Genomic DNA, 25271 nt, shown 5'->3' on the forward strand with positions numbered 1-25271 from the left:
AATAAATGAATCCACTTATATCAAAAATCCTAGTTGATGTTGCCCGTAAACGACTTGAAAAAAAGAACGCTGGCGTAGCAGTAACTAAAAAGCAAATTGACCCTTTAGTAAAAACTTTCGAGGTAGAAATCTCACATGCCGTTAAAGAATTCATTTTTATTATTGTCGGTGTTTTTTCAGCTGGTTTTGGTTTAAAAGGTTTTTTACTTCCTAACAATTTTATTGATGGCGGTGCTACAGGTATCTCCCTATTGCTTAAAAATGTTACCTCACTGCAATTGGGCATTTTATTAATTATAGTAAACCTACCTTTTATCTTTTTGGCTTCAAAAACTATAGGTAACAAATTTGCTATAAAAAGTATTGCTGCCATTGCCTTACTGGCTATTGTTGTTCATTTTGTTGATTACCCAACAATTACTGAAGACAAATTGCTTATTGCAGTCTTTGGTGGTTTCTTTTTGGGCTTAGGCATAGGTTTATCCATGAGAGGTGGCAGCGTTATAGACGGCACCGAAGTTTTAGCCATATATTTAGGAAGAAAATTATCACTTACAATAGGCGATGTATTATTACTTATTAATATTGTTATTTTTTCGGTAGGAGCCTATATATTATCTATGGAAATAGCGCTTTATGCTATTTTAACCTATTTATCGGCTGCCAAAACAGTAGATTTTGTTGTTGATGGTGTTGAAGAATATGTTGGTGTTACCATAATATCTGATGATCACGAAAAATTAAGAATTATGCTAACCCAAAACCTACGAAGAGCTTGCACTATTTACGCCGGAAAAGGTGGTTATGGTAAAAAAGGAGAAAGTTTTGATAAGGATATTATTTATACCGTTGTAACCCGTTTAGAACTTGCAAGACTTCAAACCGAAATCGAAAAAATTGATAAAAACGCATTTGTTATTATGGGTGTTGTAAAAGATTTAAAAGGCGGAATGATAAAGAAAAAGCCTTTACAGAAGCAACATTAAGCTTAATTTACTAAAGCTTTCTATTATTATTTTTCAATTAAAAACGTCAAAAATAAGCAACATGTCTAAAAAACGCTATACCATTCAAACGAGTCCATTTGTTGTTCCTACAACAGATGGTAAAATTATAAAAGAACATTTTGGAAAAACTACCGACGGAAATTCTGAAATCAGTATTGCACATATGATCGCTCCAGCAGGTTGGTCTGAACCTTTTCAAACACCTGAATTTGATGAATTCACAATTATAATTCGCGGAAAGAAACAATTCATAATAGAAGACGAACAAATAATTTTAGAAGCGGGGCAATCCATTAAAATTGAAAGAAACACACGAGTACAATATTCAAACCCTTTTACTGAAGTTTGTGAATACATTGCTATTTGCACCCCTGCTTTTTCTATTGATTTAGTAAACCGAGAAGACACTTAAATGAAAAACTTCATTCCTAAAATAATAGGTTTTTTTATAAATCTTATTGGTGTTTTTACCCCTAAGATTGCCGCTAAATTAGCTATATTATTGTTTTCTACCCCTAAAAAAGGAAAAATAACCCCTAAGGAATCAGCATACCTAAAGGCTGCAAACCAGGAACAAATTTTCTTCCAAAACATTTCAATAAACACCTACCATTGGAAAGGCGATAAAGACACCATCTTACTCGCACATGGTTGGGAAAGTAATACCTTTAGGTGGAAAGATTTAATTGAGGAATTAAAAGTTTTAAACTATAACATTATAGCTATGGATGCACCAGGACACGGGGCTTCAACAGGAAAAACATTTAACGCCATTATGTATGCCGATTGCATAAATGTTGTAGTAAAAAAATTTAATATTCAAACCATTATTGGACATTCTGTTGGTGGAATGGCAACGGTATTTTTTCAGTACAAGTACCAAATAAAATCGATAGAAAAACTTGTTTTATTGGGCGCTCCTGCTAACTTCACTGGTGTTTTAAATCGTTACGCAGACATGATGGGATATAGCAACCGTGTCATAAAAGCATTAGACGATTATATTTTAAAACACTATAACAATCTCCCTGAATATTTTGCTCCTTCCGTTTTCTCTAAAGAGATTTCGGTTAAAGGCCTTATCATTCACGATGAAAAGGATAGAATTATTCCATTTAACGATGGATTAAAATTTAAAGAAAACTATGTTAACGCTAATTTTCTAGCTACAACAGGTTTTGGACATGGTTTAAAATCTAAACCGGTATATCAAAACATTTTAGACTTTTTAAACGACTAAGTTTGTTGTATTTTTGAACCATGGCAGAAGTTACATTAAAACGTATAAATAAATTTTTAAGTGAAGTTGGTTACTGTTCTAGAAGAGAAGCCGACAAACTCATTGACGCTGGTCGTGTAACCATAAATGGCGTTGTTCCAGAAATGGGTACTAAAATTGCTACAGAAGATGTGGTTGCTGTTGATGGCAAAGAAATTATTAACACCAAAAAGTCTTTTGTTTATTTAGCTTTTAATAAACCCGTGGGCATTGTGTGTACAACAGATACCAGCGTGGAAAAAGATAACATCATTGATTATTTAAACTACCCAAAACGGATTTTTCCTATAGGCCGTTTAGATAAGCCAAGTGAAGGTTTAATTCTATTAACTGATGATGGGGATATAGTAAACAAAATTCTGCGCGCCAGTAACAACCATGAAAAGGAATATATTGTTACGGTTGATAAACCTATTTCGCAAACATTTATTGAACGCATGTCTGGAGGCATTCCTTTAGCAGAATTAAATAAAACAACCAATAAATGTAAAGTTGAAAAACTTAGTACTTATAAATTCAGAATTATTTTAACACAAGGATTAAATAGGCAAATTCGACGTATGTGCGATTATTTAAACTATGAGGTACAAACATTAAAACGTGTTAGAATTATGAATATTAAGTTAGACACACCCCTTGGAGAATATCGTGAATTAACCAAAGAGGAGTTTAAAAACTTAAATTTACTTTTAGAAGAAAGCACAAAAACCTTTAAACAAAATAATAGTACTAAAGCGAAAAGAAACTTTAAACGATAAGTCCGATTAATACTTTGCAACCTTTTAATTCTATTTTTAATTACTTATTTACCTTCCTCTTTTCTTCTAAATAAAAAGGCAAATAAATTAATAAAAAGAGAGGTATTACTATTAATTGCACCACAATAATGTACCAAGGCCACTCGCCAAAATAATCTAGCAAGGAAGCCGATTGTGGCTTTTTATTCAGATAAAAATAGTTGGCATCTAAAAGTTTATTTATAATTACCATAATTAACACATAGACCAATAGACCGCCTACCGATTTAAATATACTTTTAAATTTTGGGCGCATATTAAATACGAAAGTGGCATAAAAAATAACAACTAAAAGGCCTAGGTGTACAACCCAATACCTAAAATAATCAAAACTAGGAAACCCTATGGCTATATCGGGAGTAAAAACGGCCTGTAATGTGCCGCCAATAATCCAAAACAACAAAATTTCGTACATTAAAAATCTTCGGTAATAGGAAAACACAGGAATTAGAAGCCCCATTAAACTACATAAATATAAAGGCAAATCGGTTGAAAAATTATAGTTCCCCAAACTCATTTTATGTACATGAAATAAAATAACTATAAAGCTTATAAAACATGCCAATATATGTAGTGCTTTTTTTTGTTGCGTTTCACATAATCTATGCTTTGCAAAACGTATAAAAACAATGGCAAATAAAATGGCTAAAACTATCGGGACAATATGCTGAAAGCTACCAATAGCAACCCTTTTAAACAAAAAAATTGCATTATAAATTATAAAACTCATAATGCAATTTAATTAAATATTAATTATTTTATTTAATATGTCTTTCTCTAGCCAATAAGGTGTTTTTTAATAACATAGCAATCGTCATTGGGCCTACACCACCAGGAACAGGGGTTATAAAACTTGCTTTTTGACTTACACTTTCAAAGTGTACATCGCCTGCAAGTCGGTAACCATTCTTTTTGGTAGCATCTGGAACACGTGTTATTCCTACATCGATAATAACAACATCTTCCTTAACCATATCGCCTGTTAAAAACTCCGAAATCCCGATAGCAGCAACAATAATATCAGCTTCTTTAGTAATTTCTTCTAAATTTTTTGAACGACTATGAACCACGGTCACTGTAGCATCACCCGCCTTACGTTTTTGGCTCATTAGTATACTCATAGGTCGGCCAACTATATGACTTCTCCCTAACACCACTACATTTTTTCCAGAAGTTTCAATTTGATAACGCTCAAGCAACTCCATAATACCATACGGTGTTGCAGGTAAAAAGGTTGGCAAATCTAAAGCCATTCTCCCTACGTTTGTGGGATGAAATCCATCGACATCCTTATCCGGGTCGATAGCCATTAGTACTTTTTGCTCATCGATTTGATCTGGTAAAGGCAGTTGCACAATAAACCCATCAATATCTTTATTGGTATTTAAGTCGCTAATTTTTTCAAGTAACTCGGCTTCCGAGGTGTAATCTGGCAACTCAATAAGCGTTGAATTAAAACCAATACGCTCGCACGCTTTAACCTTAGCATTTACATAGGTCATACTTGCGCCATCCGATCCTACAAGAATTGCAGCAAGGTGTGGCACTTTTTCTCCTTTAGAAATCATGGACTGAACATGTTCAGCGATTTCGTCTTTAATGTCGTTACTTACTTTTTTACCGTCTAAAATTGTCATATTCAATGGAATTAGCTATTGGCTATTAGCCGTTGGCAACAAACTTTTATTTTTTAATTTTTTATTCAATTACCTCATATTCTTCATCATCTGCATCATCTTTTTACCGCCGCCACCTTGCATCATCTTCATCATTTTGCTCATTTGGTTAAACTGCTTTAAAAGTTGATTAACTTCTTGTACCGACGTACCAGAACCTTTTGCTACACGTTTTTTTCTACTCGCATTTAGCACAGAAGGGTTTGTTCGTTCTTTTGGTGTCATAGAGTGAATAATGGCTTCGATACCTTTAAAAGCATCATCGTCAATATCAACATCTTTTAACATTTTACCAGCACCAGGAATCATACCCATAAGGTCTTTCATGTTTCCCATTTTCTTAATTTGCTGAATTTGTTTTAAGAAATCATCAAACCCGAATTGGTTTTTTGCTATTTTCTTTTGAAGTTTTCTAGCTTCTTCTTCGTCAAATTGTTCTTGTGCTCTTTCTACTAAAGATACCACATCACCCATGCCCAAGATACGATCTGCCATACGCGATGGATAGAACACATCGATAGCCTCCATTTTCTCACCTGTACCAATAAATTTAATGGGTTTATTAACTACAGATTTAATTGAAATAGCTGCACCACCTCGAGTATCACCATCTAATTTGGTAAGGATAACCCCATCGAAATTTAAAACATCGTTGAAGGCTTTTGCTGTATTTACCGCATCTTGCCCCGTCATAGAATCTACAACAAACAAAGTTTCTTGAGGCTCTATGGCTTTATGAATGTTAGATATTTCGGTCATCATCGCTTCATCGACAGCTAAACGACCTGCGGTATCTATAATAACCACATTATGTCCGTTTGCCTTTGCATGGGCAATTGCCGCTTGCGAAATAGCAACAGGATCGTTATTTCCTTTATCACTAAAAACCTCTACGCCTATTTGCTCTCCTACCACATGCAATTGGTCGATTGCCGCTGGACGATACACATCACAAGCTACTAATAAAGGTTTTTTAGTTTTTTTAGTTTTTAAGTAATTAGCTAACTTACCAGAAAACGTGGTTTTACCAGAACCTTGTAAACCCGACATTAAGATAATGCTTGGTTTCCCTGATAGGTTTATCCCTTCGGCATCGCCACCCATAAGTTGGGTTAACTCATCCTTAACAATTTTAACCATTAATTGCCCTGGCTGCAACGTTGTTAATACGTTTTGCCCTAATGCCTTTTCCTTAACGGTTTGAGTAAACTGTTTAGCTATTTTAAAGTTAACATCGGCATCTAATAATGCGCGTCTAACTTCTTTTAAAGTTTCGGCTACATTAACTTCTGTGATACTTCCGTGCCCTTTTAATACGTGTAAGGCTTTATCTAATTTATCGCTTAAATTATTAAACATAGTTTTTAGGTCTTCAGTTGGTAGTCTCCAATAAGCAGACTAGGCCATAATTAAAATTTAAGTTGCAAAAATAACGAAATATTTCGTTTTTATTGACTTGAATTACGGTTTTACTTAAACAAGTTTGTCCTAAAAGGATTTTTTTTAATGCATTACAAATACCCTAGTTGATGGCTGACTGAAAACTACCCACTGCAAACTGCCCCGCGTTAGGGATTGCAGTGGAAAGCCCACAGCGAGGCACGAGCGAGGACTTATAACGTAAAGCCCGACCCTTGTGGTAACGCCCCAAAAACAAATAAATAAAAAAAGGCTGTCATTTGGGGATGACAGCCTTTGAAAAGGAAACTTTGTTAATTTACCAAACCAACTGAAAATGTAAGTTTCTCTTTTAAGCAAACAAGTTAATTTATTTCTTTTCTAGAACTAGAATACGCTCTATACCTCCATTAGCACTTAAATCTACTAACTCTATTTTGTTAGGTGTAATTTCTTTGATTTTCCATCTGTGATTTAATGCGCCAAATGGCTGGTTGTTTCCAAAATACATTCCAAGGTTTAAGCCATCATTTCTGTATGCCAACCAAGATCCTGCAGTTAGGCCGTTATTTGGATCTGTTATTTTTACTCTTCCAGTTTCTAAGAAATCGATAGTGTACAAATAATAATTTTCTGTCTTGTCTACATCGCCATCTATATATGAAGCTACTTCCCATTCGCCATTAATCATTACAGCCTCAATATAGTTTAAATCGTCATCTTCATCAGGACAATGCCTCATTAAAATCATTTGATTGTTTATGTTTTCAAGCTTAATTAAATCTTCTTCCAAAAATGTAATTAACCATTCTAGTTTTAAATTTGGTCTGCCCTCTAAAGTGATTTGTAACGTGAAACCTGTATTTCTAAATCCAACTTGGTAAGTTCCTTGTACTAACTCTCCGTTAACTCTAAGTTTTACAACATTGTCTTCGTAGAATTTTAGTGGTGTTCCTATATAGTCATTTTCATTATTGGTACCATCTACTTGTAAACGAGCAACTCTCCATAGGCAAGCTTGCAAAAAGTTTTCTATACGCTCTTTAGTAATATCTATAACTACATCGCAGTTTTTCTTCATGATAATTCTGTTTCCACCGGTTTCGAATAGTTTTATTTTACCGTATTCAACATCATAAACAATCCATTCTAAGGTGAAATCTGCTAAAGTTTCAAATTCTAATTTTAAAAGCGCTCCTCTATCTGTAACACGTGTACTCCAGGTTCCTGTTAATAAATCACCATTTCTAGCCCGCATTATAACAACCCCATCTTCTTTAAAGTTTAAAGCGTACTCTTTATATTCTGAAGTGCTATTTAGATTATTCCGTTCGAACTCATAAACCACCCATGGGCAAATTTTTAAGTACTCATCTAAGCGTTCTTTAGTAAAATCGTCATCACCATAATCGTTATCATCATCTTCATCACATGCATCTTTTGCATCTTTAATTGTTGTTGCTAATTGTAGGTTGTTATTAACATCAACGGTAGTGCCATCGGCATACTCAAGTGTTATTGGGAAATTAAGACTCGCAATAACTTCAGCATTTTTTACTCGCTTTAAAAAATAATACAACTCCCTGTCGTTTTCAATTCTTACAACATTAATAATTTGAAAGTCTGTATTGAATACTGAAAATGATATGGGATAATTAAAATCGATACACTCAATATCCTCATCATCTTCATTTTCGCCTTGGCAATCCTCAATAATATCTTCTAGTGCATCATGGTTTTCAATGACTATTTCTTCATGGTTTGAAAGTATAATAGTAATTGGAAATATAATATCAAGCTCATCTTCATCATCATCAAACTCATTAAAAAGTGCTTCGATAATTTTGAAATTATCTTTGGAATCAATAATAATTTGCAGCCCTTTAACCTCAACCGTTATGGGCAACTTGACAGATGTGCAACTGGCATTATCAATAATATTATCGGCAGATCCGTCCATAATAGATGTGGAAAACATTAATGCAGTGAGCTCAGATTCGGCAGTTAGAGCTTCTGTATCTTCTGGTTGAGAAATCTCTGTGACTTCATCTTGACAAGAGGTGAACATAAGAAGGGCAAAAAAAGAAAGCAGTAACAATGTCTTTATAGTTGTTTTCATAATAAATGATTTTGGGTTAAACATAGCATTTTGATTATAAAACAAGTTAACTTTAAAAATTCCTACCCCACTTTAAAAAAAAATAAAAAATAAAAATCCAAAATTATCAAAAAGCCTTATTTTAGAGCTATTAACTAATACTATAAATGGGGAAACAGCTACATAATAATATTTGTGAAGAACACTTATTTTCTTCCATTTTTAATAAACATGCTAAAGATTTACACAACTTTCTATATTATAAGTTTGGAGATTTATTGAACCCAAAAGATAAAGTACAAGAAGCTTTTATTAAATTATGGGAAAACTGCGCAAAGGTTTCGCCAGAGAAAGCAAAGAGTTTTGTGTTTACTACTGCCAATAATTTAATGCTGAATGAGGTGGCTCACCAAAAAGTAGTTTTAAAACATCATCAGACAAAACCTAAAACGCACACCAATGAGACCCCTCAGTTTTTAATGCAGGAAGCCGAGTATAAGGTTAAACTACAAAAAGCACTTTCTAATTTAACCGAAGCACAACGTGAAGCTTTTATGATGAATCGGGTTGAAGGAAAACGTTTTAAAGAAATTGCTGAGATTTTAGATATTTCGACCAAAGCAGTTGAAAAACGAATTTATGGCGCTTTAACAAAATTACGGAAGGATATTAAGGAACTTTAGATTAGCTATTAAAAACAAGTTTTTTTAAGGAAGGGTAGGAAAAAAGTAAAGTTAGCTGTTATATAGGTGTCTAAGATTATGAAATGAGTATTTCTAAAATTTTTAATATGAATTTCTAAACATAATATACATATCGCATTTGACAGTTAAAAAACAATAATGTGAACAAATGAAACGAGAAGAACTCATATCAAAATGGTTGGATAACAATCTAAATAACCAAGAACTTAAGGCTTTTAAAAACCTTGAAGACTATAATGATTTAGTAAAGTTAAATGACAGCTTGCAGGCTTTTAAAGCTGAAGACTACAATACGTCCAAACAACTAGAAAACGTATTAACAACAATTAAAAATAAAAAAGCTCAACCTAAAACGCAATGGATAAAACCATTTATGCGTGTTGCAGCTATACTTGCTATTTGTTTTGGTTTATACTATTACACAACCACTTTAGACACTAAAATTTCTACGGAATATGCACAAAAAACAACTATAGAATTACCGGATGCTTCTAGCGTTTCCCTCAACGCCAAGTCTTTTATAGCTTTCAATAAAAAGGATTGGAAACAGCAACGCGAAGTAAAACTAATTGGAGAAGCCTTTTTTAAGGTGGCCAAAGGCTCTTCATTTAAAGTAAAAACAACATCTGGAACCGTTACGGTTTATGGAACACAATTTAATATAAAACAACGAGATAATTATTTTGAAGTTATTTGCTACGAAGGACTTGTTGGAGTTACCCACAACACTATCGAAACAAAATTAAAACCTGGAGACCGTTTTTTAATTATTGATGGGATAACAATTGCTAAAGAAAAAGAAAACCGCAACATGCCTTCGTGGTTAAATAACACTAGCATGTTTAGAAGCTTGCCTTACAAAACTGTTATTGCCGAATTTGAAAGACAATATAATGTTGAAATTACCTTAATTGGTATTGATACCGAACAGCTATTTACAGGTAGTTTTGCTCACGACAATATGGATTTGGCTTTAAAGTCAATTACCCTTCCTTTGCGTGCAACGTATAACAAATTGAATAATACGATTACAATAAAAGGTGAATAGAACTCTATTTTCTATTGTGTTATCTGTATTTTTTTTGAATGTTGCGGTGGTAAAAGCCCAAACTATTCAAAAAGAAAAGCAACCGCTTATTCCGGTTTTAAAAGCTATATCTGCAACACATAACATTAGTTTTTCTTATGCTGATAATTCGGTTAAAAACATAGAGATTACACCTCCAAGCAAATACCTATCACTAGAAGACACTATAGAGTTTCTCCAATCTGAAACAGAATTAGATTTTGAATTATTAGATAATCTTATTGTGGTAATTAAACTAAAGAAAAGAAGCAGTTTTAGGATGCAAAGCCTTGAAGAAGTTGTTGTAACCAACTATTTAACAACAGGTATTACACAACTGAATGATGGCTCATTAACTATTAAGCCAAAAACTTTCGGCATTCTACCAGGACTAATAGAACCTGATGTTTTACAAACCATACAGGCAATTCCTGGTGTACTAAGCACTGATGAAACAGTATCAAATATAAACGTTCGAGGTGGCACTCACGACCAAAACTTACTCCTTTGGGATGGCATAAAAATGTATCAATCTGGTCACTTTTTCGGGTTAATTTCTGCCTTTAACCCTCATACAACAAAGCGCATTAACATATATAAAAATGGAACAGGCGCTAAATACGGTGATGGAATTTCAAGTATCATCGACATGCATTTACCAGATGTTATTGATAACAAATTTGAAGCAGGCTTGGGTTTCAATTTGATAAATACAGACGGATATATAAAAGTACCTTTATCTAAAAAAACGGAGTTACAATTATCCACACGACGTTCTGTAACAGACCTAATAAACACAGCAACTTACAACCAATATTTCAAGCGTATTTTCCAAGATTCAGATTTTGAAAAATCTAAAAACAACAGCAATTCTATATCACAAAATGAATCTTTTTATTTTTATGATATCTCAGCTAAATTTCTTTATGATTTTACTAAAAAAGATAAAGTAAGATTTCACTTTTTAAATATAAATAACAACTTAAATTATGATGAACAATCTACTAACAAAACTAAAAATGAAGCTTTAAAAAGTAAATTATCTCAACAACACTTAGCTTTAGGAATTACCTACACAAGAGATTGGAATGATAAACTTGAAACATCCGCCCAAGTTTATATATCTAATTATGATTTGGATGCTACCAATTTTGATGTTATTAATAATCAACGTTTAATTCAAAAAAATGAAGTGTTTGATAGTTCAGCTAAACTAGACATAAATTACAAGGCAAATAGCCAATTAAAAGTTAATAGTGGCTATCAATTTACAGAGGTTGGCATTAGTAATTTAGAAGACGTTAATAACCCCAACTTTAGAAGCTTTATTAAAGAAGTTATACGAAGTCATTCTGTTTATGCCGAAACTAGATTCCTCTCCAATGATGTTAAAACCAAAATATCTTTTGGCGGACGATTAAATTATATTGAAAAATTTGATTTGGTTTTTGCTGAACCGAGATTAAGTTTTTCGCAACGCTTTTTAAACCATTTTCGTTTTGAAGTTTTAGGCGAATTTAAAAGCCAAACCACCTCACAAATCATCGATTTACAAAACGATTTTTTAGGGATAGAAAAACGCCGTTGGGTACTTTCAAACAATAATAAAAATATTGTTATTCATGATAATCAAACTATCTACCCTATTCCTATTTTAAAAAGCAAACAGCTTTCCTCAGGCTTACATTACAATAAAAATAAATTATTGATAAGTGCTGAAACCTACATAAAAAAAGTTAATGGTATTACAACTAGAAGCCAAGGGTTTCAAAACCAATTTCAATTTGTAAATAGCATTGGTAGTTATGAAATTAAAGGTATTGATGTCCTTTTAAACAAGCAATTTAGTAATGTACTAAGCGGTTGGATTTCTTATTCATATAGCAGTAACAATTGCACTTTTGATGATTTAAATGATGGTAAAAAATTCCCAAATAATGCAGACATAAAACATGCAGTTACTTTTGCGGGCACTTATACAAACAGCACTTTAAAATTTGCCGCAGGATTAAATTGGCATTCCGGATTGCCGGACACAAGACCTTCTCATACTGATAATTCAGAGGATAATAGAATCACGTATGAACCTCCCAATAGTAGTAGACTAGATGATTATTTAAGAGTAGATTGCTCTGCAACTTATGCCTTTAATATTTCTGATTCTGCAAATGCTATACTAGGAGCTTCCGTTTGGAATCTTTTTAATAAAAAAAACATAATAAACACGTATTACACTTTAAACAAAAATAAAAATATTGACACTATTAAAAACATATCACTAGGCATTACCCCTAATGTAAGTTTTAGAGTTCAGTTTTAATTAGGTTACATACGCTCTGGAACTTGAACTCCCAATAGGCTAAAACTGTTTTTAATAGTGTTGGCAACTACTTGAGAAAGTTGCACTCTTAGCGTTTTTTCAGTATCGTTATCTGCACCTAAAATTGATACGTTTTGATAAAAAGAATTAAATTCTTTAACCAAATCGTAAGTATAATTGGCAATTAATGCAGGACTGTGATTGTTTGCCGCATTTTGAATAACCTCAGGAAATAACTGGATTTGCTTAATTAACTCCTTTTCTTTTGGATGAAGCTCTATATCTGTGGCACTAATGGTTACGCCTGAATCCAGATTACCTTTTCGTAATATAGATTGAATACGTGCGTAAGTGTATTGTATAAAAGGCCCTGTATTTCCTTGAAAATCGATAGATTCTTTAGGATCAAACAGAATTCGCTTTTTAGGGTCTACTTTTAAGATGTAGTATTTTAAAGCACCTAAACCAATGGTTTTGTAAAGGTCCTTTTTCTCTTCATTTGAATAGCCATCAAGTTTACCCAGTTCTTCTGAAATCTCCTCGGCAGTTGAAGCCATATCATCAATTAAATCATCAGCATCAACAACAGTACCCTCTCTACTTTTCATTTTCCCGCTAGGTAAATCGACCATACCATAACTTAAATGGTATAAATTTTTGGCCCATTCGAAACCTAGTTTTTTCAAAATTAAAAACAGAACCTGAAAGTGATAATCCTGTTCGTTACCAACCGTATAAACCATACCACCAACATCTGGAAAATCTTTTATACGTTGTATGGCTGTACCAATATCTTGGGTCATATAAACCGCTGTGCCATCCGCACGAAGCACTATTTTTTTATCCAATCCGTCTTCGGTTAAATCGCACCAAACAGATCCGTCTTCTTCTTTTACAAAAACACCAGATTTTAAACCTTCGGCAACAAACTCTTTTCCTAACAAATAGGTATTACTTTCGTAATATAGTGTATCAAAATCTACTCCTAAATTCTTGTAGCTTTCGGCAAAACCATTGTACACCCAACCATTCATTTTTGTCCAAAGCGCAACGGTATCCTTATCGCCTGCTTCCCATTTTAAAAGCATGTTTTGAGCTTCTAATAATAAAGGAGCATTTTTCTTGGCTTCTTCCTCTGTACTACCACTAGCTATTAAACCTTGAATTTCCTTTTTGTATTCCTGATCGAATTTAACATAATAGTTACCTACCAATTTATCGCCCTTTAATCCTGTTGATTCTGGGGTTTCAGCGTTTCCAAATTTTTCCCAAGCCAACATACTTTTACAAATATGAATACCTCTATCGTTTATAATTTGAGTTTTGTATACTTTTTTACCCGAAGCTTTTAAAATTTCGGCGACACTATAACCTAACAAATTATTACGAACATGACCTAAATGTAATGGTTTGTTGGTGTTTGGCGACGAGTACTCCACCATAACAGCTTTTTCATTAGCCTTAGGTGCAACAAAACCAAATGCACTATCGTTTTTAATGCCATTGAAAAAATTAAGGTAATAAGCATCGCTAATTTCAACATTTAAAAACCCTTTTACCACATTGAAACCTTTAACCTCGGTAACATTATTAACTAAATAATTACCTATAGTTTCCCCTATTTGCACCGGGTTCCCTTTAATAAAACGTAACATAGGAAAAATAACTACGGTAATATCTCCCGCAAACTCTTTTCTTGTAGCTTGAAATTCAACGGTTTCTAAATTGATGTTAAAATCTGCTTTAACAGCTTGTTTTACATAATTTGATAAGGTATCCTGAAGGCTCATACTGCTCGTTTTTAAGGCTGCAAAGATAGAATTTTTAATCAAGTTTAATAGCTAATTTAATTTAGAATTTCCTTTAGAAAAACGCTACTTATTCATTTTGCAAAAACAAGAGCTTTTTGCTTATTAAACTACAAATAACAAAGCAAGATTTATTTACAAAAAACTAATCAAAACACCCCTGTTTTTATAGTATTTAGTTGACAAATTAAAATATTATCCGCAATATATACCGTTCATCTATTCGTCGATATTTCCACTGTTTTTCATGCCTCATTTCGTCTAATTTATTGGTATTAAAACGCAGAAATTAGATTTTAAATCTCCTTTTTTCAATTTTTGTTGAGTAATGCTATTAATCCAAATTTATTTGGATATTATTATTAATAAAACAACTAATTACAACAAGTTAAAGCACTCTTATCTCCCTCAATTTAAGAATATTTTTCACTGCTTTAATATGCGTTGTAATCAATGTTAAAATGAGGAGAATAATTACATTTTTTATTATGTTATCTGTATCCACTAGTTTTTCACAAACTAATGATATAGATAGTCTTACTTTGGATTTAGCTTTTCAAAGTAAAGACTCCTTAAAAATTGAAACTTCATTAAAACTTATTAAAGCCCTTTACGACAAAAAAGACTATAATCGTGCTATCGAATACATTTTAAAAAGCGAAAAACTTTCTAACAAAATAAATTACCAAAAAGCTATTGCCGTAATTATATATTATAAATCTTTGATTTATGCACAAAAAAACGATTATTTAAACGCCATAAGCGGTTATAATAAGTCTAAAAATCTATTCAGTTATTTACAAGACACGCTAAGCGTTGCCAAAGTAAACAATAGCATTGGATTGTTAGAAATTAAAAGAGGCCACTTTAAAAAAGGCCTACAGCTTTCATTAACCGCAATAAAGGAGCTTGAAAGAAGACACCTTGAAAGTGATTTAAACCTAACTTATACAAGTTTAGCACAAGCCTATAAGGGTATTGAATTAGCCGATAAAGCCATAGAATATTATGAAAAAGCATTAGAAATTCAACTAAAATTAAAAGAAAACAAAGATATTATAAGTACCCAAAACGAATTAGCCGATTTATACGCTATTAAAAACAGACATAATAAAGCTATTAAATATTATAAAGACATACTTAATCATGAGAATTCGGCAAATGATTCGGTTTTGGGAAAAATACTTCCTAAACTTGGTCGAGAGTATCTTAAGCTAAATGAATTGGATAGTGCAAGAATGCATTTAACAAAAAGTCTTGAAATTAATAGCCATACAAATAATAATAGCGGGTTATTATGTGCCTTTAATAATTTAGGAGATTTAAATTTAAAAGAAGGAAATTTAAAAACTGCAGAAAAACAACTTAGCCAAGCAGGTACCATTGCAAAAAGCCTAAATAACAAGGAGGGACTATTAAACTATTATAGGTTAATGACCGCTTTAGATTCTACAAGAAAACGTTTTAATACAGCTTTTAAATGGCAGAGTGAATATTATAAGTTAAACAATAAGTTACTAAAAAAGCAATTTAACACCAATATCCTTACGCGAACTCAAGATTCTTCCGAAGCGGAAGACGCAAGCGAGTTTGAACCTGAAGCAGACACCTTTGTTTATAATCAAGCAGCAACAACTACCATATTAAATACTGAAAAAACTTTAAAGAAATACAAACTAATCGTTTATGGTTTAATAGCTGCTATTTTAGTTGTTTCTGTATTGTTAGTTTTAGTTTATTTAAAACAAAACAACCATGTTAAATACATACAAGATTTAGAAGAAAGAAATATTAAGCTAGATCTTAAAAATGATGAGTTTTTTGAGAAAACAAAACATCTAGAAAGCATTAATAACGTTAAAGATCGCCTCTTCTCGATTGTTTCTCATGATTTAAAAGATTCACTTTCTTCCATAAATGGTTTTATAAACTTATTACAAGAAGGTACACTATCAAAAAACGAATTTGATAGTTTAATTCCAGAACTAAGTGAAAACGCTAATAATGCATCTTTATTATTGTTTAATTTATTAAACTGGTCGAAATCTCAAATGCAATCATTAGAACCAAAACCTATTTTGTTTGATATTCAAGAGGTATTTGAGGCTAAATTAAAATTAGTTGAACAACGTGTTGAAGGTAAAGGCATAGAATTAATAAATCTTTCTTTACGAGATTTTGCTTATGCCGACAGAAGTATGTTCGAAATTATTATTCAAAACTTATTAGCGAATGCTATTAAGTTTTGTAAAGCAGGAGATACAATAACCGTATCTAATCATATAAGTAGCGGAAGTTGTATAATTAGTGTTGCCGATACAGGAATAGGGATTTCAAAAGAAGATCAAACTAAATTATTTAAGAGCAATACCTTTACAACCAACGGCACAGCAAACGAAAAGGGTACTGGTTTAGGTCTTTCCATTTGTAAAGAACTTGTTGAATTGAACCATGGCAAAATATGGGTTGAAAGCGCTATTGGAGAAGGTAGTACGTTCTATGTGCAATTGCCTAAAGCTAAGCACTTCTCGTAAACCTTCAAAAAAACTAGTGCTTAGGTAAAAATACTTCGGCCATCATACATCGTGCACTACCCCCACCGCAAGTTTCAATAGTCTCTAACGAACTAAATAATATTTTTGTGTGTTCCTTTAAGGTTTTAATTTGAGCTTCCTTAAGACTCTCAAAAGCCGATTGACTCATAATTAAATATGACTCATTATTAGCAGCCTTTACTTGAAGCATATTTCCAGCAAATTGGCTAACCTGTTTTTCAGAAATATCAATTATAGTTTTTCCATCTTCTTTAAGGTGTTTAACCACCTGTTTACGTTCTTTTTTATCATCAATACTACCTAGACAAATTACAGCAAAAGTTTCACCAATACACATCATTACATTGGTATGATAGATAGGTTTACGTTGTCCGTTAACCGTTTGGAATGCCGTAAAAACTACTGGAGAAAACTCAAAATCTTCACAAAACTCAATAAACAAATCCTCATCGGCTCTCGGAGATAAAGCGCAATATGCCTTTCTGTTAACACGATCTAATATAAGACTACCAGTTCCTTCTAAATATACCTGTTCTTCTTCAGCACTGGTATAATCTACAACATTATTAATGACAAATCCTTCGCCTTCTAATGCTTCAAGAATATCTTCACGACGTTCTAAGCGTCTATTTTTGGCAAACATAGGATACAAACCCACATCGCCATTTTCATGAAAAGACACCCAATTATTTGGAAAAATAGAATCTGGGGTATCGTTCTCTAAATTATCGCTAACCACAATAACATTAACGCCTATGGCTCTCAACTTCTCTACATAAGCATCAAATTCCTTAGTAGCTTTAGTATTAATCGTTTCCGGCAATACACCATCAATAGATTCTTGGTAATAATTATTAACCGCAGTTTGCTCGTTCATTCTAAAATTTACGGGCCGAATCATTAAAATAGTATTTGTAGTTTGTTCCATTTCTATAAGTTTAATCCCTAATTAAAGGCATAGTTGTACATCTTAATAACCCTTCTTGTTTACCAATTTCGGCATAGGGAACCTCCTCAACAGTAAAACCCTGTTCTTTCAACCAATTGTTTAGTCTGGTGAAGTTTTGTTCTGATATAATAACATTTTCAGAAATGGAAAACACATTACTGCACATTTGGTACATTTCATCTTTAGTAATCTCGAAAACATTTTCTTTACCAAAAAAATCGACCAACCATTCGTACTCCCTTTCAATTAAAAAGCCATTTTTATGAATGATAGCTTTTCCTTTTCCTAAGGGATTAAAACAGCAATCTAAATGCAAGGCATTTTCTTTGGCATTGGTGTTAGATTTTCTAAGTTCGAAGGATTTAACAGTTTTATCAGGAAATAATTCTTGGATAGCAATAACAGCATCTGTGTTGGTACGAGCCGTAATTAACTCGGGATAATCTTCACCAGAATAAGTACCAATAAAAATATAATCATTCCAAGGCATAACATCACCACCTTCTACATGGCATTCTTCCGGTAAAATAATACGTTTATCGTTGGCAACTTTATTCCAAATATAATCTATTGCTTGTACTTCTTTTTCTCTATGAGGAAGGATATTAGCTTCTATTAAAATATCATCAATAACAAAAGCAATATCTCTAGCAAAAATTTGATTACAATCCTTAATTACTTCAGGTCTATAAACCTTAACATTATATTTTTCAAATACTTTGGCCACGGCATCAAGCTCCTTAATCATAGTTGCTTCGGTAGGATAGGTTCCTGCTAATATATGTTCAATACTTTTTGGGTCGTAACAATCCTCTACTTTAGGTATTGGGCCATTACTATTTGCTACCCCTAAAACAACGGCACGCAATCTTGAAGTCTCATTTTGAATATTTAATTTAATCATGCCTTACAATAATTTTATATTATCAAATTTATACTAAACCTAAGAATAATAAAAGACAAATTAAATTATTCTTAAAATAAAGCCTTTAAAAAGAAAAAAGCTTCATGAAAAAATCATGAAGCCTAATAATAATATAAAATATTTTAAATCCTATCGTTCATCAATAGGAACAAATTTTCGTTCTGTTTCTCCAATATAAATCTGTCTTGGTCTTCCAATAGGCTCTTTACGTAAACGCATTTCTCTCCATTGTGCAATCCAACCTGGTAAACGACCTAGGGCAAACATAACGGTAAACATATCTGTAGGAATACCCATAGCTCTGTAAATAATACCAGAATAAAAATCGACATTAGGGTACAATTTACGATCTACAAAGTAAGGATCTTCTAAAGCTTCTTTTTCTAAACCTTTTGCAATATCAAGAATAGGATCTTTAACACCTAAATCTGCTAAAACATCATCAGCAGCAACTTTAATGATTTTTGCACGAGGATCGAAGTTTTTATAAACACGGTGTCCAAAGCCCATTAAACGGAACGGATCGGCTTTATCTTTAGCTTTTGCCATGTACTTTTTAGTATCTCCATCATCCGCTTTAATCGCTTCAAGCATTTCTAATACAGCTTGATTAGCACCACCGTGAAGTGGTCCCCAAAGTGCTGAAATACCAGCAGAAATAGAAGCAAATAAGCCTACATGAGAAGAACCAGCAATTCTTACTGTAGATGTAGAACAGTTTTGTTCGTGATCTGCATGAAGGATTAACAATTTATCTAAGGCATCAACTAAAATTTTATTTTGCTCATACTCACCATTTGGTTTTTTAAACATCATTTTTAAGATGTTTTCAACATAGCCAATAGTATTATCTCCATAGTTAAGTGGTAATCCTGATTTTTTTCTGAATGTCCATGCAACTAAAACAGGGAATTTACCTAATAAACGAACTACAGAGTTATACATATCTTCCTCAGAATCCACATCAACAGTTGAAGGGTTAAATGCCGTTAACGCACTTGTTAAAGAAGAGATAACACCCATAGGATGTGCAGCTTTAGGAAAAGCATCGATAATTTTTTTCACGTCTTCATCCACAACAGCTTCAGCTTTTATGTCGTCATGAAATTTTTCGTTTTGTTCTTTAGTTGGAAGTTCACCAAAAATTAAAAGGTAAGCAACTTCTAAAAAATCAGCCTTTTCTGCTAATTCTTCAATAGAATATCCGCAATATCTTAAAACTCCTTTTTCACCATTTAAAAAAGTTATTGCACTTTCGCAAGATCCGGTATTTTTATATCCTGGATCAATTGTTATTACTCCTCCAGAGCTCGCTCTAAGTTTTGTAATATCTATGGCAACTTCGTTTTCTGTTCCTGTGATTAATGGAAATTCATGTTTTTCACCTTTTATTTCTAGAATAGCTTTATCTGACATCTTTTTTCTAAATAATTTTATGTTTAGTTATGCGGAACGCTAATCTACGAAATATCTATTTATTTTTTTAATTAATCTAAAACGATTTCGCCATTTTAAGAATATTTAAAATTGATGGAATAAAAAAAGCGATTATTAAAAAATAATCGCTTTTCTACTAAAAAAAATAAATTCTTTTTATTTTATTTTAAATGCATTTTCTTGTGGAAAATAAGCAACTTCACCTAACTCTTCTTCAATACGAAGTAATTGGTTATACTTAGCCATTCTATCACTACGAGATGCAGAACCTGTCTTAATTTGACCTGTATTTAATGCTACTGCTAAATCTGCAATAGTATTATCTTCAGTTTCACCAGAACGGTGAGACATTACAGATGTATACCCAGCATTATGTGCCATATTTACAGCCGCAATAGTTTCGGTTAAAGTTCCTATTTGGTTTACTTTAATTAATATAGAATTTGCAATACCTTCTTTAATACCTCTTGATAAACGCTCTACGTTAGTTACAAATAAATCATCACCAACTAATTGTACTTTATCACCAATTAACTCAGTTAAATATTTCCAACCTTCCCAATCGTTTTCATCCATTCCATCTTCAATAGATACAATAGGATATTTAGATGCCAATTCAGCCAAATATTCAGCTTGTTCTTTACTTGTTCTTACAACACCTGAATCGCCTTCAAACTTCTTGTAATCATATTTACCATCAACAAAAAATTCAGCAGAAGCACAATCTAAAGCAATTTTAACTTCATCACCAAATTTGTAACCAGCATTAGCAACCGCTTTTGCAATAGTATCTAATGCATCTTCAGTTCCTCCTTCTAAATTTGGAGCAAAACCACCTTCATCACCAACAGCTGTACTTAAGTTTCTGTCGTGCAATACTTTTTTAAGATTATGGAAAATTTCCGTTCCCATTTGCATGGCATGCGTGAAATTTTTAGCCTTAACAGGCATAATCATAAACTCTTGAAATGCAATTGGCGCATCACTATGCGACCCTCCATTAATGATGTTCATCATTGGTAAAGGAAGTGTATTAGCTGAAACACCACCTACGTAGCGGTATAATGGCATATTTAACTCATTAGCTGCAGCTTTTGCTACTGCTAAAGACACCCCTAAAATAGCGTTAGCTCCTAATTTAGATTTATTTGGCGTACCATCTAAATCAATCATTATTTTATCGATAAGGTTTTGTTCAAAAACTGAAACACCTAATAACTCTTCTGCAATAATTGAGTTTACGTTATCAACTGCTTTTAAAACACCTTTACCCATATACGTATTTCCGCCGTCACGTAACTCAACAGCTTCATGTTCTCCAGTTGATGCACCCGACGGTACAGCAGCTCTTCCTAATATATGATTTTCAGTTACTACATCTACTTCAACAGTTGGATTACCTCTTGAATCTAGTATTTGTCTTGCGTGGACATTAATTATTATACTCATAATTGCTTTATTTAAAATCTTTTAATTACTTCAAATTTACGTTATAATCCTGTTTATTTTAACATGTTTTTAAATAATTTAATAAAATAACATCTACAACGTTTTAGTAAAAACAAACCTCAAAAACAGAAATCCATTTTTGAGGTTATTTAAATTTTATTATTTCTTTAAATTCTCGATAAATTGATCGAAAAGATAAGACGAATCATGCGGTCCAGGACTAGCTTCTGGATGGTACTGTACCGAAAACACTTTCTTGTTTTTCATGGCTAAACCTGCCACAGTATCATCATTTAAATGTACGTGGGTAATCTCTAAATCTGAATTCGCTTCAGCATCCTCCCTATTTACAGCAAAACCATGATTTTGGGAAGTAATTTCTCCTTTTCCCGAAATTAAGTTTTTTACAGGATGGTTAATACCTCTATGTCCATTATGCATTTTATATGTTGAAATACCATTAGCTCGAGCTATTACTTGGTGCCCCAAGCAAATTCCAAATAATGGTAAATCTCTCTTAATAATTTCTTTAGCTACTTGTTGTGCTTCTACTAATGGCTCAGGATCACCTGGTCCATTAGATAAAAAATATCCATCTGGATTAAAAGCTTCTAAATCTTCAAACTTAGCATTATAAGGAAATACTTTTATGTAAGCATCTCTACTCGCAATATTTCTTAATATGTTCTTTTTAATACCTATATCTAAAGCCGCTACTTTATAAGTTGCATTTTCATCACCAAAATAATATGGCTCTTTAGTAGACACCTTAGAGGCTAACTCTAAGCCTTCCATGTTAGGTACTTCCGCTAATTGCTTTTTTAAACCTTCAATATTATCTACCTCGGTTGAAATTACAGCATTCATAGCACCATGATCTCTAATATAGCTAACCAGAGCACGAGTATCAACATCCGAGATTGCTAATAAGTTGTTTTTCTCCAAGAATGCTTCCAATGATCCATCTGCCGCATCACGAGAGTAATCATAACTGAAATTTTTAACAATAAGTCCCGCAATTTTAATTGAATCAGATTCCACTTCTTCATCATTAACACCATAGTTACCAATATGAGCATTGGTAGCCACCATTAATTGACCAAAATAAGAAGGGTCTGTAAAAATTTCTTGATAACCGGTCATACCTGTGTTAAAACATACTTCTCCAAATGAAGTCCCTTGTTTATTACCAACTGCCTTACCGTAAAAAATAGTTCCATCTGCTAGAAGAACGATGGCTTTTTGTCTTTTTTGATATTTCATAATTCTTTTGAAAAGTTTTGCAAAATTGCACAAAAAAAAGGATAAACTAAAATAGTTTATCCTTAATATTTTAAATGATTATTAACATTTATATTATTGAATTATAATAATTAAATATTTTCTTTATATCAGAATCTTTTTTAAAGGATATACTACTATCTTTTAAAAATTCCTTTATTTCCTCTTTTTTATTGGCCATCAACTTTAGAACAGTCGATTTTTTTAATTTAACCTCTTCTAGATTACCATCTCTTTCAACATAATAACTAGAGTTAATTTCAATTTTATCGGCCTTTAATTTTTGCTGAGTCATGGGATTTACTGTACCAGGAATAATAGAAGTATTGTAAGATTTTAGCAAGGTTAACCCCTCTCCTTCTTCAATCATTTCTAAGAAATAATTATTTCCTTTTCCCGCCACTTGTTTCTTAACAAATAGTTTGCTGCCTAAAGTTACCTGTTTAATAGTTTTAGAATCAAACGCAAAAATAGAATCATTAGAACCATTATTGCTCATGTTAGCTTCAAACCTGTTAAACCTAACATTAAAATTAACCTTTGGTACTTTATAGCCTTCATTAGCTAATAAATAAAAAGCTGCATTATTTGCCCAAGTATTAAATAAATAATAAGACCCTTCTAACTTGGTATTTCCAGAACCAGACTTGATCCAAAACCCACTATTTGCTCCAGCATTAACTTGCGTACCTCCATACATATTGCTGGCTGATGTGCCACCTGATACAATTTCGCTACTTTGAGAAAAAGCGCTTATGGACAACAATATACTCACTATAAAAAATAATCCTTTCATTCCTGTTTTTTTTTGATTTGTAATCTAATACTTATTACAAAAAAAACAAAAAAAAAGGATAAACTCTAATAGTTTATCCTTTTTCTGATATTTAACTTGAAATAGCATTTAATCTATTCTTCTTCGTTAGATGCTTTAGTATCAACTGGAGCAGCAGCTGGTTTAGAACCACCTCTTCTACTTCTTCTAGTTGTTTTCTTTTTCTCTTTTCCAGCATTATAGATTTCGTTGTAATCAACAAGCTCTATCATTGCCATATCAGCATTATCACCTAAACGATTTCCTAGTTTAATAATTCTAGTATAACCTCCTGGTCTATCACCTATTTTAGCAGCAACATCTCTAAACAATTCAGCTACCGCCTCTTTTTGTCTAAGATTAGCCATAACAATACGTCTGTTATGTGTTGTATCAACCTTTGATTTAGTAATCATTGGCTCAACAAATTGCTTTAATGCTTTTGCTTTAGCTACAGTAGTGTTAATACGTTTATGCTCAATTAAAGAACAAGCCATATTAGCTAACATAGCTTTTCTATGTGCAGTTTGTCTTCCTAAGTGGTTTACTTTTTTTCCGTGTCTCATGACCTTTGTGTTATCATCTTGCTACCAAACTCGTCATTCGAGGAGCAAAATATGATTAATTAATCTTTATCTAATTTATATTTACTTAAATCCATTCCGAAATTTAATCCTTTAACATTTACAAGCTCTTCAAGCTCGGTTAAAGACTTCTTACCAAAGTTTCTGAATTTCATTAAATCATTTTTATTGAATGATACTAAATCTCCTAAAGTATCTACTTCTGCTGCTTTTAAACAGTTAAGTGCACGTACAGATAAATCCATATCGATTAACTTAGTTTTAAGTAACTGACGCATGTGAAGTGATTCTTCATCATAAGTTTCAGTTTGAGCAATTTCATCAGCCTCTAAAGTGATACGCTCATCTGAGAATAACATAAAGTGGTGAATTAAAGTTTTAGCTCCTTCTGTTAAAGCATCTTGTGGTGTAATAGAACCATCTGTAATAATTTCAAAAACTAATTTTTCATAATCAGTTTTTTGCTCTACACGATAGTTTTCAATACTATACTTTACATTTTTAATTGGCGTATAAATTGAATCTGTAAAGATGGTACCTATTGGTGCCGAAGCTTTTTTGTTTTCTTCTGCAGGCACATAACCTCTACCTTTTTCAATTGTAATTTCCATATTAAAGTTCACCTTTGGGTCCAGGTTACAGATTACTAATTCTGTATTTAACACTTGAAATCCTGAAATAAACTTTTGAAAATCACCAGCTATAATTCTGTCTTGTCCAGAAATTGAAATAGAAATTGATTCATTATCAATATCTTCAATTTGTCTTTTAAAACGAACTTGCTTTAAGTTTAAGATGATTTCTGTTACATCTTCTACTACCCCAGCAATTGCAGAAAATTCGTGATCAACACCTTCTATTCTTACCGATGTGATAGCAAAACCTTCTAAAGAAGATAATAATACTCTTCTTAATGCATTACCTACTGTTAAACCATACCCAGGTTCTAAAGGTCTGAATTCGAATTTACCTTCGAAATCAGTAGAATCAATCATGATTACCTTATCTGGTTTTTGAAAATTAAATACTGCCATTTTTTTCTTCGTTTTAATTGTTATTTAGTTGCGCGGTTTAAAAGTTTGAAGAAGTACTTACAAACCCTTTGGCCAAATACCAATATTGTT

The 25271-nt window shown here is 32.4% G+C and carries 21 protein-coding genes; 8 read left to right on the forward strand and 13 right to left on the reverse strand.

Annotated features, from left to right (window positions below; genetic code table 11):
• The first annotated feature begins 5 nt into the window (after positions 1-5).
• The 4 genes from ABJM36_RS09760 (at position 6) to ABJM36_RS09775 (ending at position 3044) form a co-directional block, all read left to right on the forward strand.
• On the forward strand, positions 6-986 hold the full coding sequence (locus tag ABJM36_RS09760) for a YitT family protein (protein ID WP_348451276.1): 981 nt from the start codon (positions 6-8) through the stop codon (positions 984-986).
• A gap of 61 nt (positions 987-1047) precedes the next feature.
• Positions 1048-1419 (forward strand): cupin domain-containing protein, encoded by a 372-nt coding sequence (locus ABJM36_RS09765; RefSeq protein WP_348451277.1) that lies wholly within the window; start codon positions 1048-1050, stop codon positions 1417-1419.
• Positions 1420-2247 carry an alpha/beta hydrolase gene (locus ABJM36_RS09770; RefSeq protein WP_348451278.1) on the forward strand — a complete coding sequence of 276 codons (828 nt, stop codon included), beginning with the start codon at positions 1420-1422 and terminating at the stop codon, positions 2245-2247.
• A 20-nt stretch (positions 2248-2267) separates the two neighbouring features.
• The gene (locus ABJM36_RS09775) at positions 2268-3044 is read left to right on the forward strand and encodes a pseudouridine synthase (RefSeq protein WP_348451279.1); all 777 of its coding nucleotides are present in this window, start codon (positions 2268-2270) and stop codon (positions 3042-3044) included.
• A 40-nt stretch (positions 3045-3084) separates the two neighbouring features.
• Here ABJM36_RS09775 and ABJM36_RS09780 read toward each other — a convergent pair whose 3' ends face one another.
• The 4 genes from ABJM36_RS09780 to ABJM36_RS09795 all read right to left on the reverse strand — a co-directional run bounded on the left by ABJM36_RS09780 (position 3085) and on the right by ABJM36_RS09795 (position 8276).
• Complete coding sequence (locus ABJM36_RS09780; protein ID WP_348451280.1) at positions 3085-3813, reverse strand: TIGR02206 family membrane protein; 729 nt, start codon at positions 3811-3813, stop codon at positions 3085-3087.
• A gap of 28 nt (positions 3814-3841) precedes the next feature.
• Positions 3842-4720 (reverse strand): bifunctional methylenetetrahydrofolate dehydrogenase/methenyltetrahydrofolate cyclohydrolase FolD, encoded by an 879-nt coding sequence (gene folD, locus ABJM36_RS09785; protein WP_348451281.1) that lies wholly within the window; start codon positions 4718-4720, stop codon positions 3842-3844.
• Positions 4721-4789: 69 nt separating this feature from the next.
• Positions 4790-6118 carry a signal recognition particle protein gene (ffh, locus tag ABJM36_RS09790; RefSeq protein ID WP_348451282.1) on the reverse strand — a complete coding sequence of 443 codons (1329 nt, stop codon included), beginning with the start codon at positions 6116-6118 and terminating at the stop codon, positions 4790-4792.
• A 409-nt stretch (positions 6119-6527) separates the two neighbouring features.
• Entirely contained in the window at positions 6528-8276 is a 1749-nt protein-coding gene (locus tag ABJM36_RS09795) for a hypothetical protein (protein WP_348451283.1), read from the reverse strand.
• A gap of 146 nt (positions 8277-8422) precedes the next feature.
• Here ABJM36_RS09795 and ABJM36_RS09800 point away from each other — a divergent pair, with 146 nt between their 5' ends.
• The 3 genes from ABJM36_RS09800 to ABJM36_RS09810 all read left to right on the forward strand — a co-directional run bounded on the left by ABJM36_RS09800 (position 8423) and on the right by ABJM36_RS09810 (position 12345).
• On the forward strand, positions 8423-8938 hold the full coding sequence (locus tag ABJM36_RS09800) for an RNA polymerase sigma factor (RefSeq protein WP_348451284.1): 516 nt from the start codon (positions 8423-8425) through the stop codon (positions 8936-8938).
• A gap of 169 nt (positions 8939-9107) precedes the next feature.
• Positions 9108-10007, forward strand: coding sequence for a FecR family protein (locus tag ABJM36_RS09805; RefSeq protein ID WP_348451285.1), 900 nt, complete (start codon positions 9108-9110; stop codon positions 10005-10007).
• A complete protein-coding gene (locus ABJM36_RS09810; RefSeq protein WP_348451286.1) occupies positions 10000-12345 on the forward strand; it encodes a TonB-dependent receptor plug domain-containing protein in 2346 nt (781 codons plus the stop codon). The genes ABJM36_RS09805 and ABJM36_RS09810 overlap by 8 nt, the downstream gene beginning before the upstream one ends.
• Positions 12346-12350: 5 nt before the next feature.
• Here the strand turns inward: ABJM36_RS09810 and argS are convergent, their stop codons facing one another.
• The gene (gene argS, locus ABJM36_RS09815; protein ID WP_348451287.1) at positions 12351-14135 is read right to left on the reverse strand and encodes an arginine--tRNA ligase; all 1785 of its coding nucleotides are present in this window, start codon (positions 14133-14135) and stop codon (positions 12351-12353) included.
• A 479-nt stretch (positions 14136-14614) separates the two neighbouring features.
• Between argS and ABJM36_RS09820 the strand changes: the two genes are divergently transcribed.
• Entirely contained in the window at positions 14615-16687 is a 2073-nt protein-coding gene (locus tag ABJM36_RS09820; protein WP_348451288.1) for an ATP-binding protein, read from the forward strand.
• Between the two features lie 13 nt (positions 16688-16700).
• Here the strand turns inward: ABJM36_RS09820 and ABJM36_RS09825 are convergent, their stop codons facing one another.
• The 8 genes from ABJM36_RS09825 to ABJM36_RS09860 all read right to left on the reverse strand — a co-directional run bounded on the left by ABJM36_RS09825 (position 16701) and on the right by ABJM36_RS09860 (position 25181).
• On the reverse strand, positions 16701-17636 hold the full coding sequence (locus ABJM36_RS09825) for an arginine deiminase-related protein (RefSeq protein ID WP_348451289.1): 936 nt from the start codon (positions 17634-17636) through the stop codon (positions 16701-16703).
• A gap of 10 nt (positions 17637-17646) precedes the next feature.
• Complete coding sequence (locus ABJM36_RS09830; RefSeq protein WP_348451290.1) at positions 17647-18561, reverse strand: arginine deiminase family protein; 915 nt, start codon at positions 18559-18561, stop codon at positions 17647-17649.
• A gap of 150 nt (positions 18562-18711) precedes the next feature.
• A complete protein-coding gene (locus ABJM36_RS09835) occupies positions 18712-19998 on the reverse strand; it encodes a citrate synthase (RefSeq protein WP_348451291.1) in 1287 nt (428 codons plus the stop codon).
• Between the two features lie 177 nt (positions 19999-20175).
• The gene (gene eno, locus ABJM36_RS09840; protein ID WP_348451292.1) at positions 20176-21468 is read right to left on the reverse strand and encodes a phosphopyruvate hydratase; all 1293 of its coding nucleotides are present in this window, start codon (positions 21466-21468) and stop codon (positions 20176-20178) included.
• Positions 21469-21627: 159 nt separating this feature from the next.
• Positions 21628-22731, reverse strand: coding sequence for a glutamine-hydrolyzing carbamoyl-phosphate synthase small subunit (gene carA, locus ABJM36_RS09845; protein WP_348451293.1), 1104 nt, complete (start codon positions 22729-22731; stop codon positions 21628-21630).
• Between the two features lie 88 nt (positions 22732-22819).
• Entirely contained in the window at positions 22820-23545 is a 726-nt protein-coding gene (locus ABJM36_RS09850) for a hypothetical protein (protein ID WP_348451294.1), read from the reverse strand.
• 113 nt (positions 23546-23658) lie between these two features.
• Positions 23659-24129 carry a 50S ribosomal protein L17 gene (gene rplQ, locus ABJM36_RS09855; RefSeq protein WP_348451295.1) on the reverse strand — a complete coding sequence of 157 codons (471 nt, stop codon included), beginning with the start codon at positions 24127-24129 and terminating at the stop codon, positions 23659-23661.
• A 59-nt stretch (positions 24130-24188) separates the two neighbouring features.
• Entirely contained in the window at positions 24189-25181 is a 993-nt protein-coding gene (locus ABJM36_RS09860; RefSeq protein WP_348451296.1) for a DNA-directed RNA polymerase subunit alpha, read from the reverse strand.
• Positions 25182-25271 lie beyond the last annotated feature (90 nt).

The organism is Algibacter sp., from assembly GCF_039977455.1.
Classification (GTDB): domain Bacteria; phylum Bacteroidota; class Bacteroidia; order Flavobacteriales; family Flavobacteriaceae; genus Algibacter_B.

Bases quoted from the DNA above. Each gene is read 5' to 3' on its own strand.
- ABJM36_RS09825 (WP_348451289.1), bottom strand. From the start codon at position 17,636: ATGGAACAAACTACAAATACTATTTTAATGATTCGGCCCGTAAATTTT.
- carA (WP_348451293.1), bottom strand. From the start codon at position 22,731: ATGAAATATCAAAAAAGACAAAAAGCCATCGTTCTTCTAGCAGATGGA.
- ABJM36_RS09860 (WP_348451296.1), bottom strand. From the start codon at position 25,181: ATGGCAGTATTTAATTTTCAAAAACCAGATAAGGTAATCATGATTGAT.
- ABJM36_RS09775 (WP_348451279.1), top strand. From the start codon at position 2,268: ATGGCAGAAGTTACATTAAAACGTATAAATAAATTTTTAAGTGAAGTT.
- folD (WP_348451281.1), bottom strand. From the start codon at position 4,720: ATGACAATTTTAGACGGTAAAAAAGTAAGTAACGACATTAAAGACGAA.
- ABJM36_RS09805 (WP_348451285.1), top strand. From the start codon at position 9,108: ATGAAACGAGAAGAACTCATATCAAAATGGTTGGATAACAATCTAAAT.
- ABJM36_RS09770 (WP_348451278.1), top strand. From the start codon at position 1,420: ATGAAAAACTTCATTCCTAAAATAATAGGTTTTTTTATAAATCTTATT.
- ABJM36_RS09780 (WP_348451280.1), bottom strand. From the start codon at position 3,813: ATGAGTTTTATAATTTATAATGCAATTTTTTTGTTTAAAAGGGTTGCT.
- ABJM36_RS09835 (WP_348451291.1), bottom strand. From the start codon at position 19,998: ATGTCAGATAAAGCTATTCTAGAAATAAAAGGTGAAAAACATGAATTT.
- ABJM36_RS09760 (WP_348451276.1), top strand. From the start codon at position 6: ATGAATCCACTTATATCAAAAATCCTAGTTGATGTTGCCCGTAAACGA.
- ffh (WP_348451282.1), bottom strand. From the start codon at position 6,118: ATGTTTAATAATTTAAGCGATAAATTAGATAAAGCCTTACACGTATTA.
- ABJM36_RS09830 (WP_348451290.1), bottom strand. From the start codon at position 18,561: ATGATTAAATTAAATATTCAAAATGAGACTTCAAGATTGCGTGCCGTT.
- argS (WP_348451287.1), bottom strand. From the start codon at position 14,135: ATGAGCCTTCAGGATACCTTATCAAATTATGTAAAACAAGCTGTTAAA.
- ABJM36_RS09820 (WP_348451288.1), top strand. From the start codon at position 14,615: ATGAGGAGAATAATTACATTTTTTATTATGTTATCTGTATCCACTAGT.
- ABJM36_RS09800 (WP_348451284.1), top strand. From the start codon at position 8,423: ATGGGGAAACAGCTACATAATAATATTTGTGAAGAACACTTATTTTCT.
- ABJM36_RS09765 (WP_348451277.1), top strand. From the start codon at position 1,048: ATGTCTAAAAAACGCTATACCATTCAAACGAGTCCATTTGTTGTTCCT.
- rplQ (WP_348451295.1), bottom strand. From the start codon at position 24,129: ATGAGACACGGAAAAAAAGTAAACCACTTAGGAAGACAAACTGCACAT.
- eno (WP_348451292.1), bottom strand. From the start codon at position 21,468: ATGAGTATAATAATTAATGTCCACGCAAGACAAATACTAGATTCAAGA.
- ABJM36_RS09795 (WP_348451283.1), bottom strand. From the start codon at position 8,276: ATGAAAACAACTATAAAGACATTGTTACTGCTTTCTTTTTTTGCCCTT.
- ABJM36_RS09850 (WP_348451294.1), bottom strand. From the start codon at position 23,545: ATGAAAGGATTATTTTTTATAGTGAGTATATTGTTGTCCATAAGCGCT.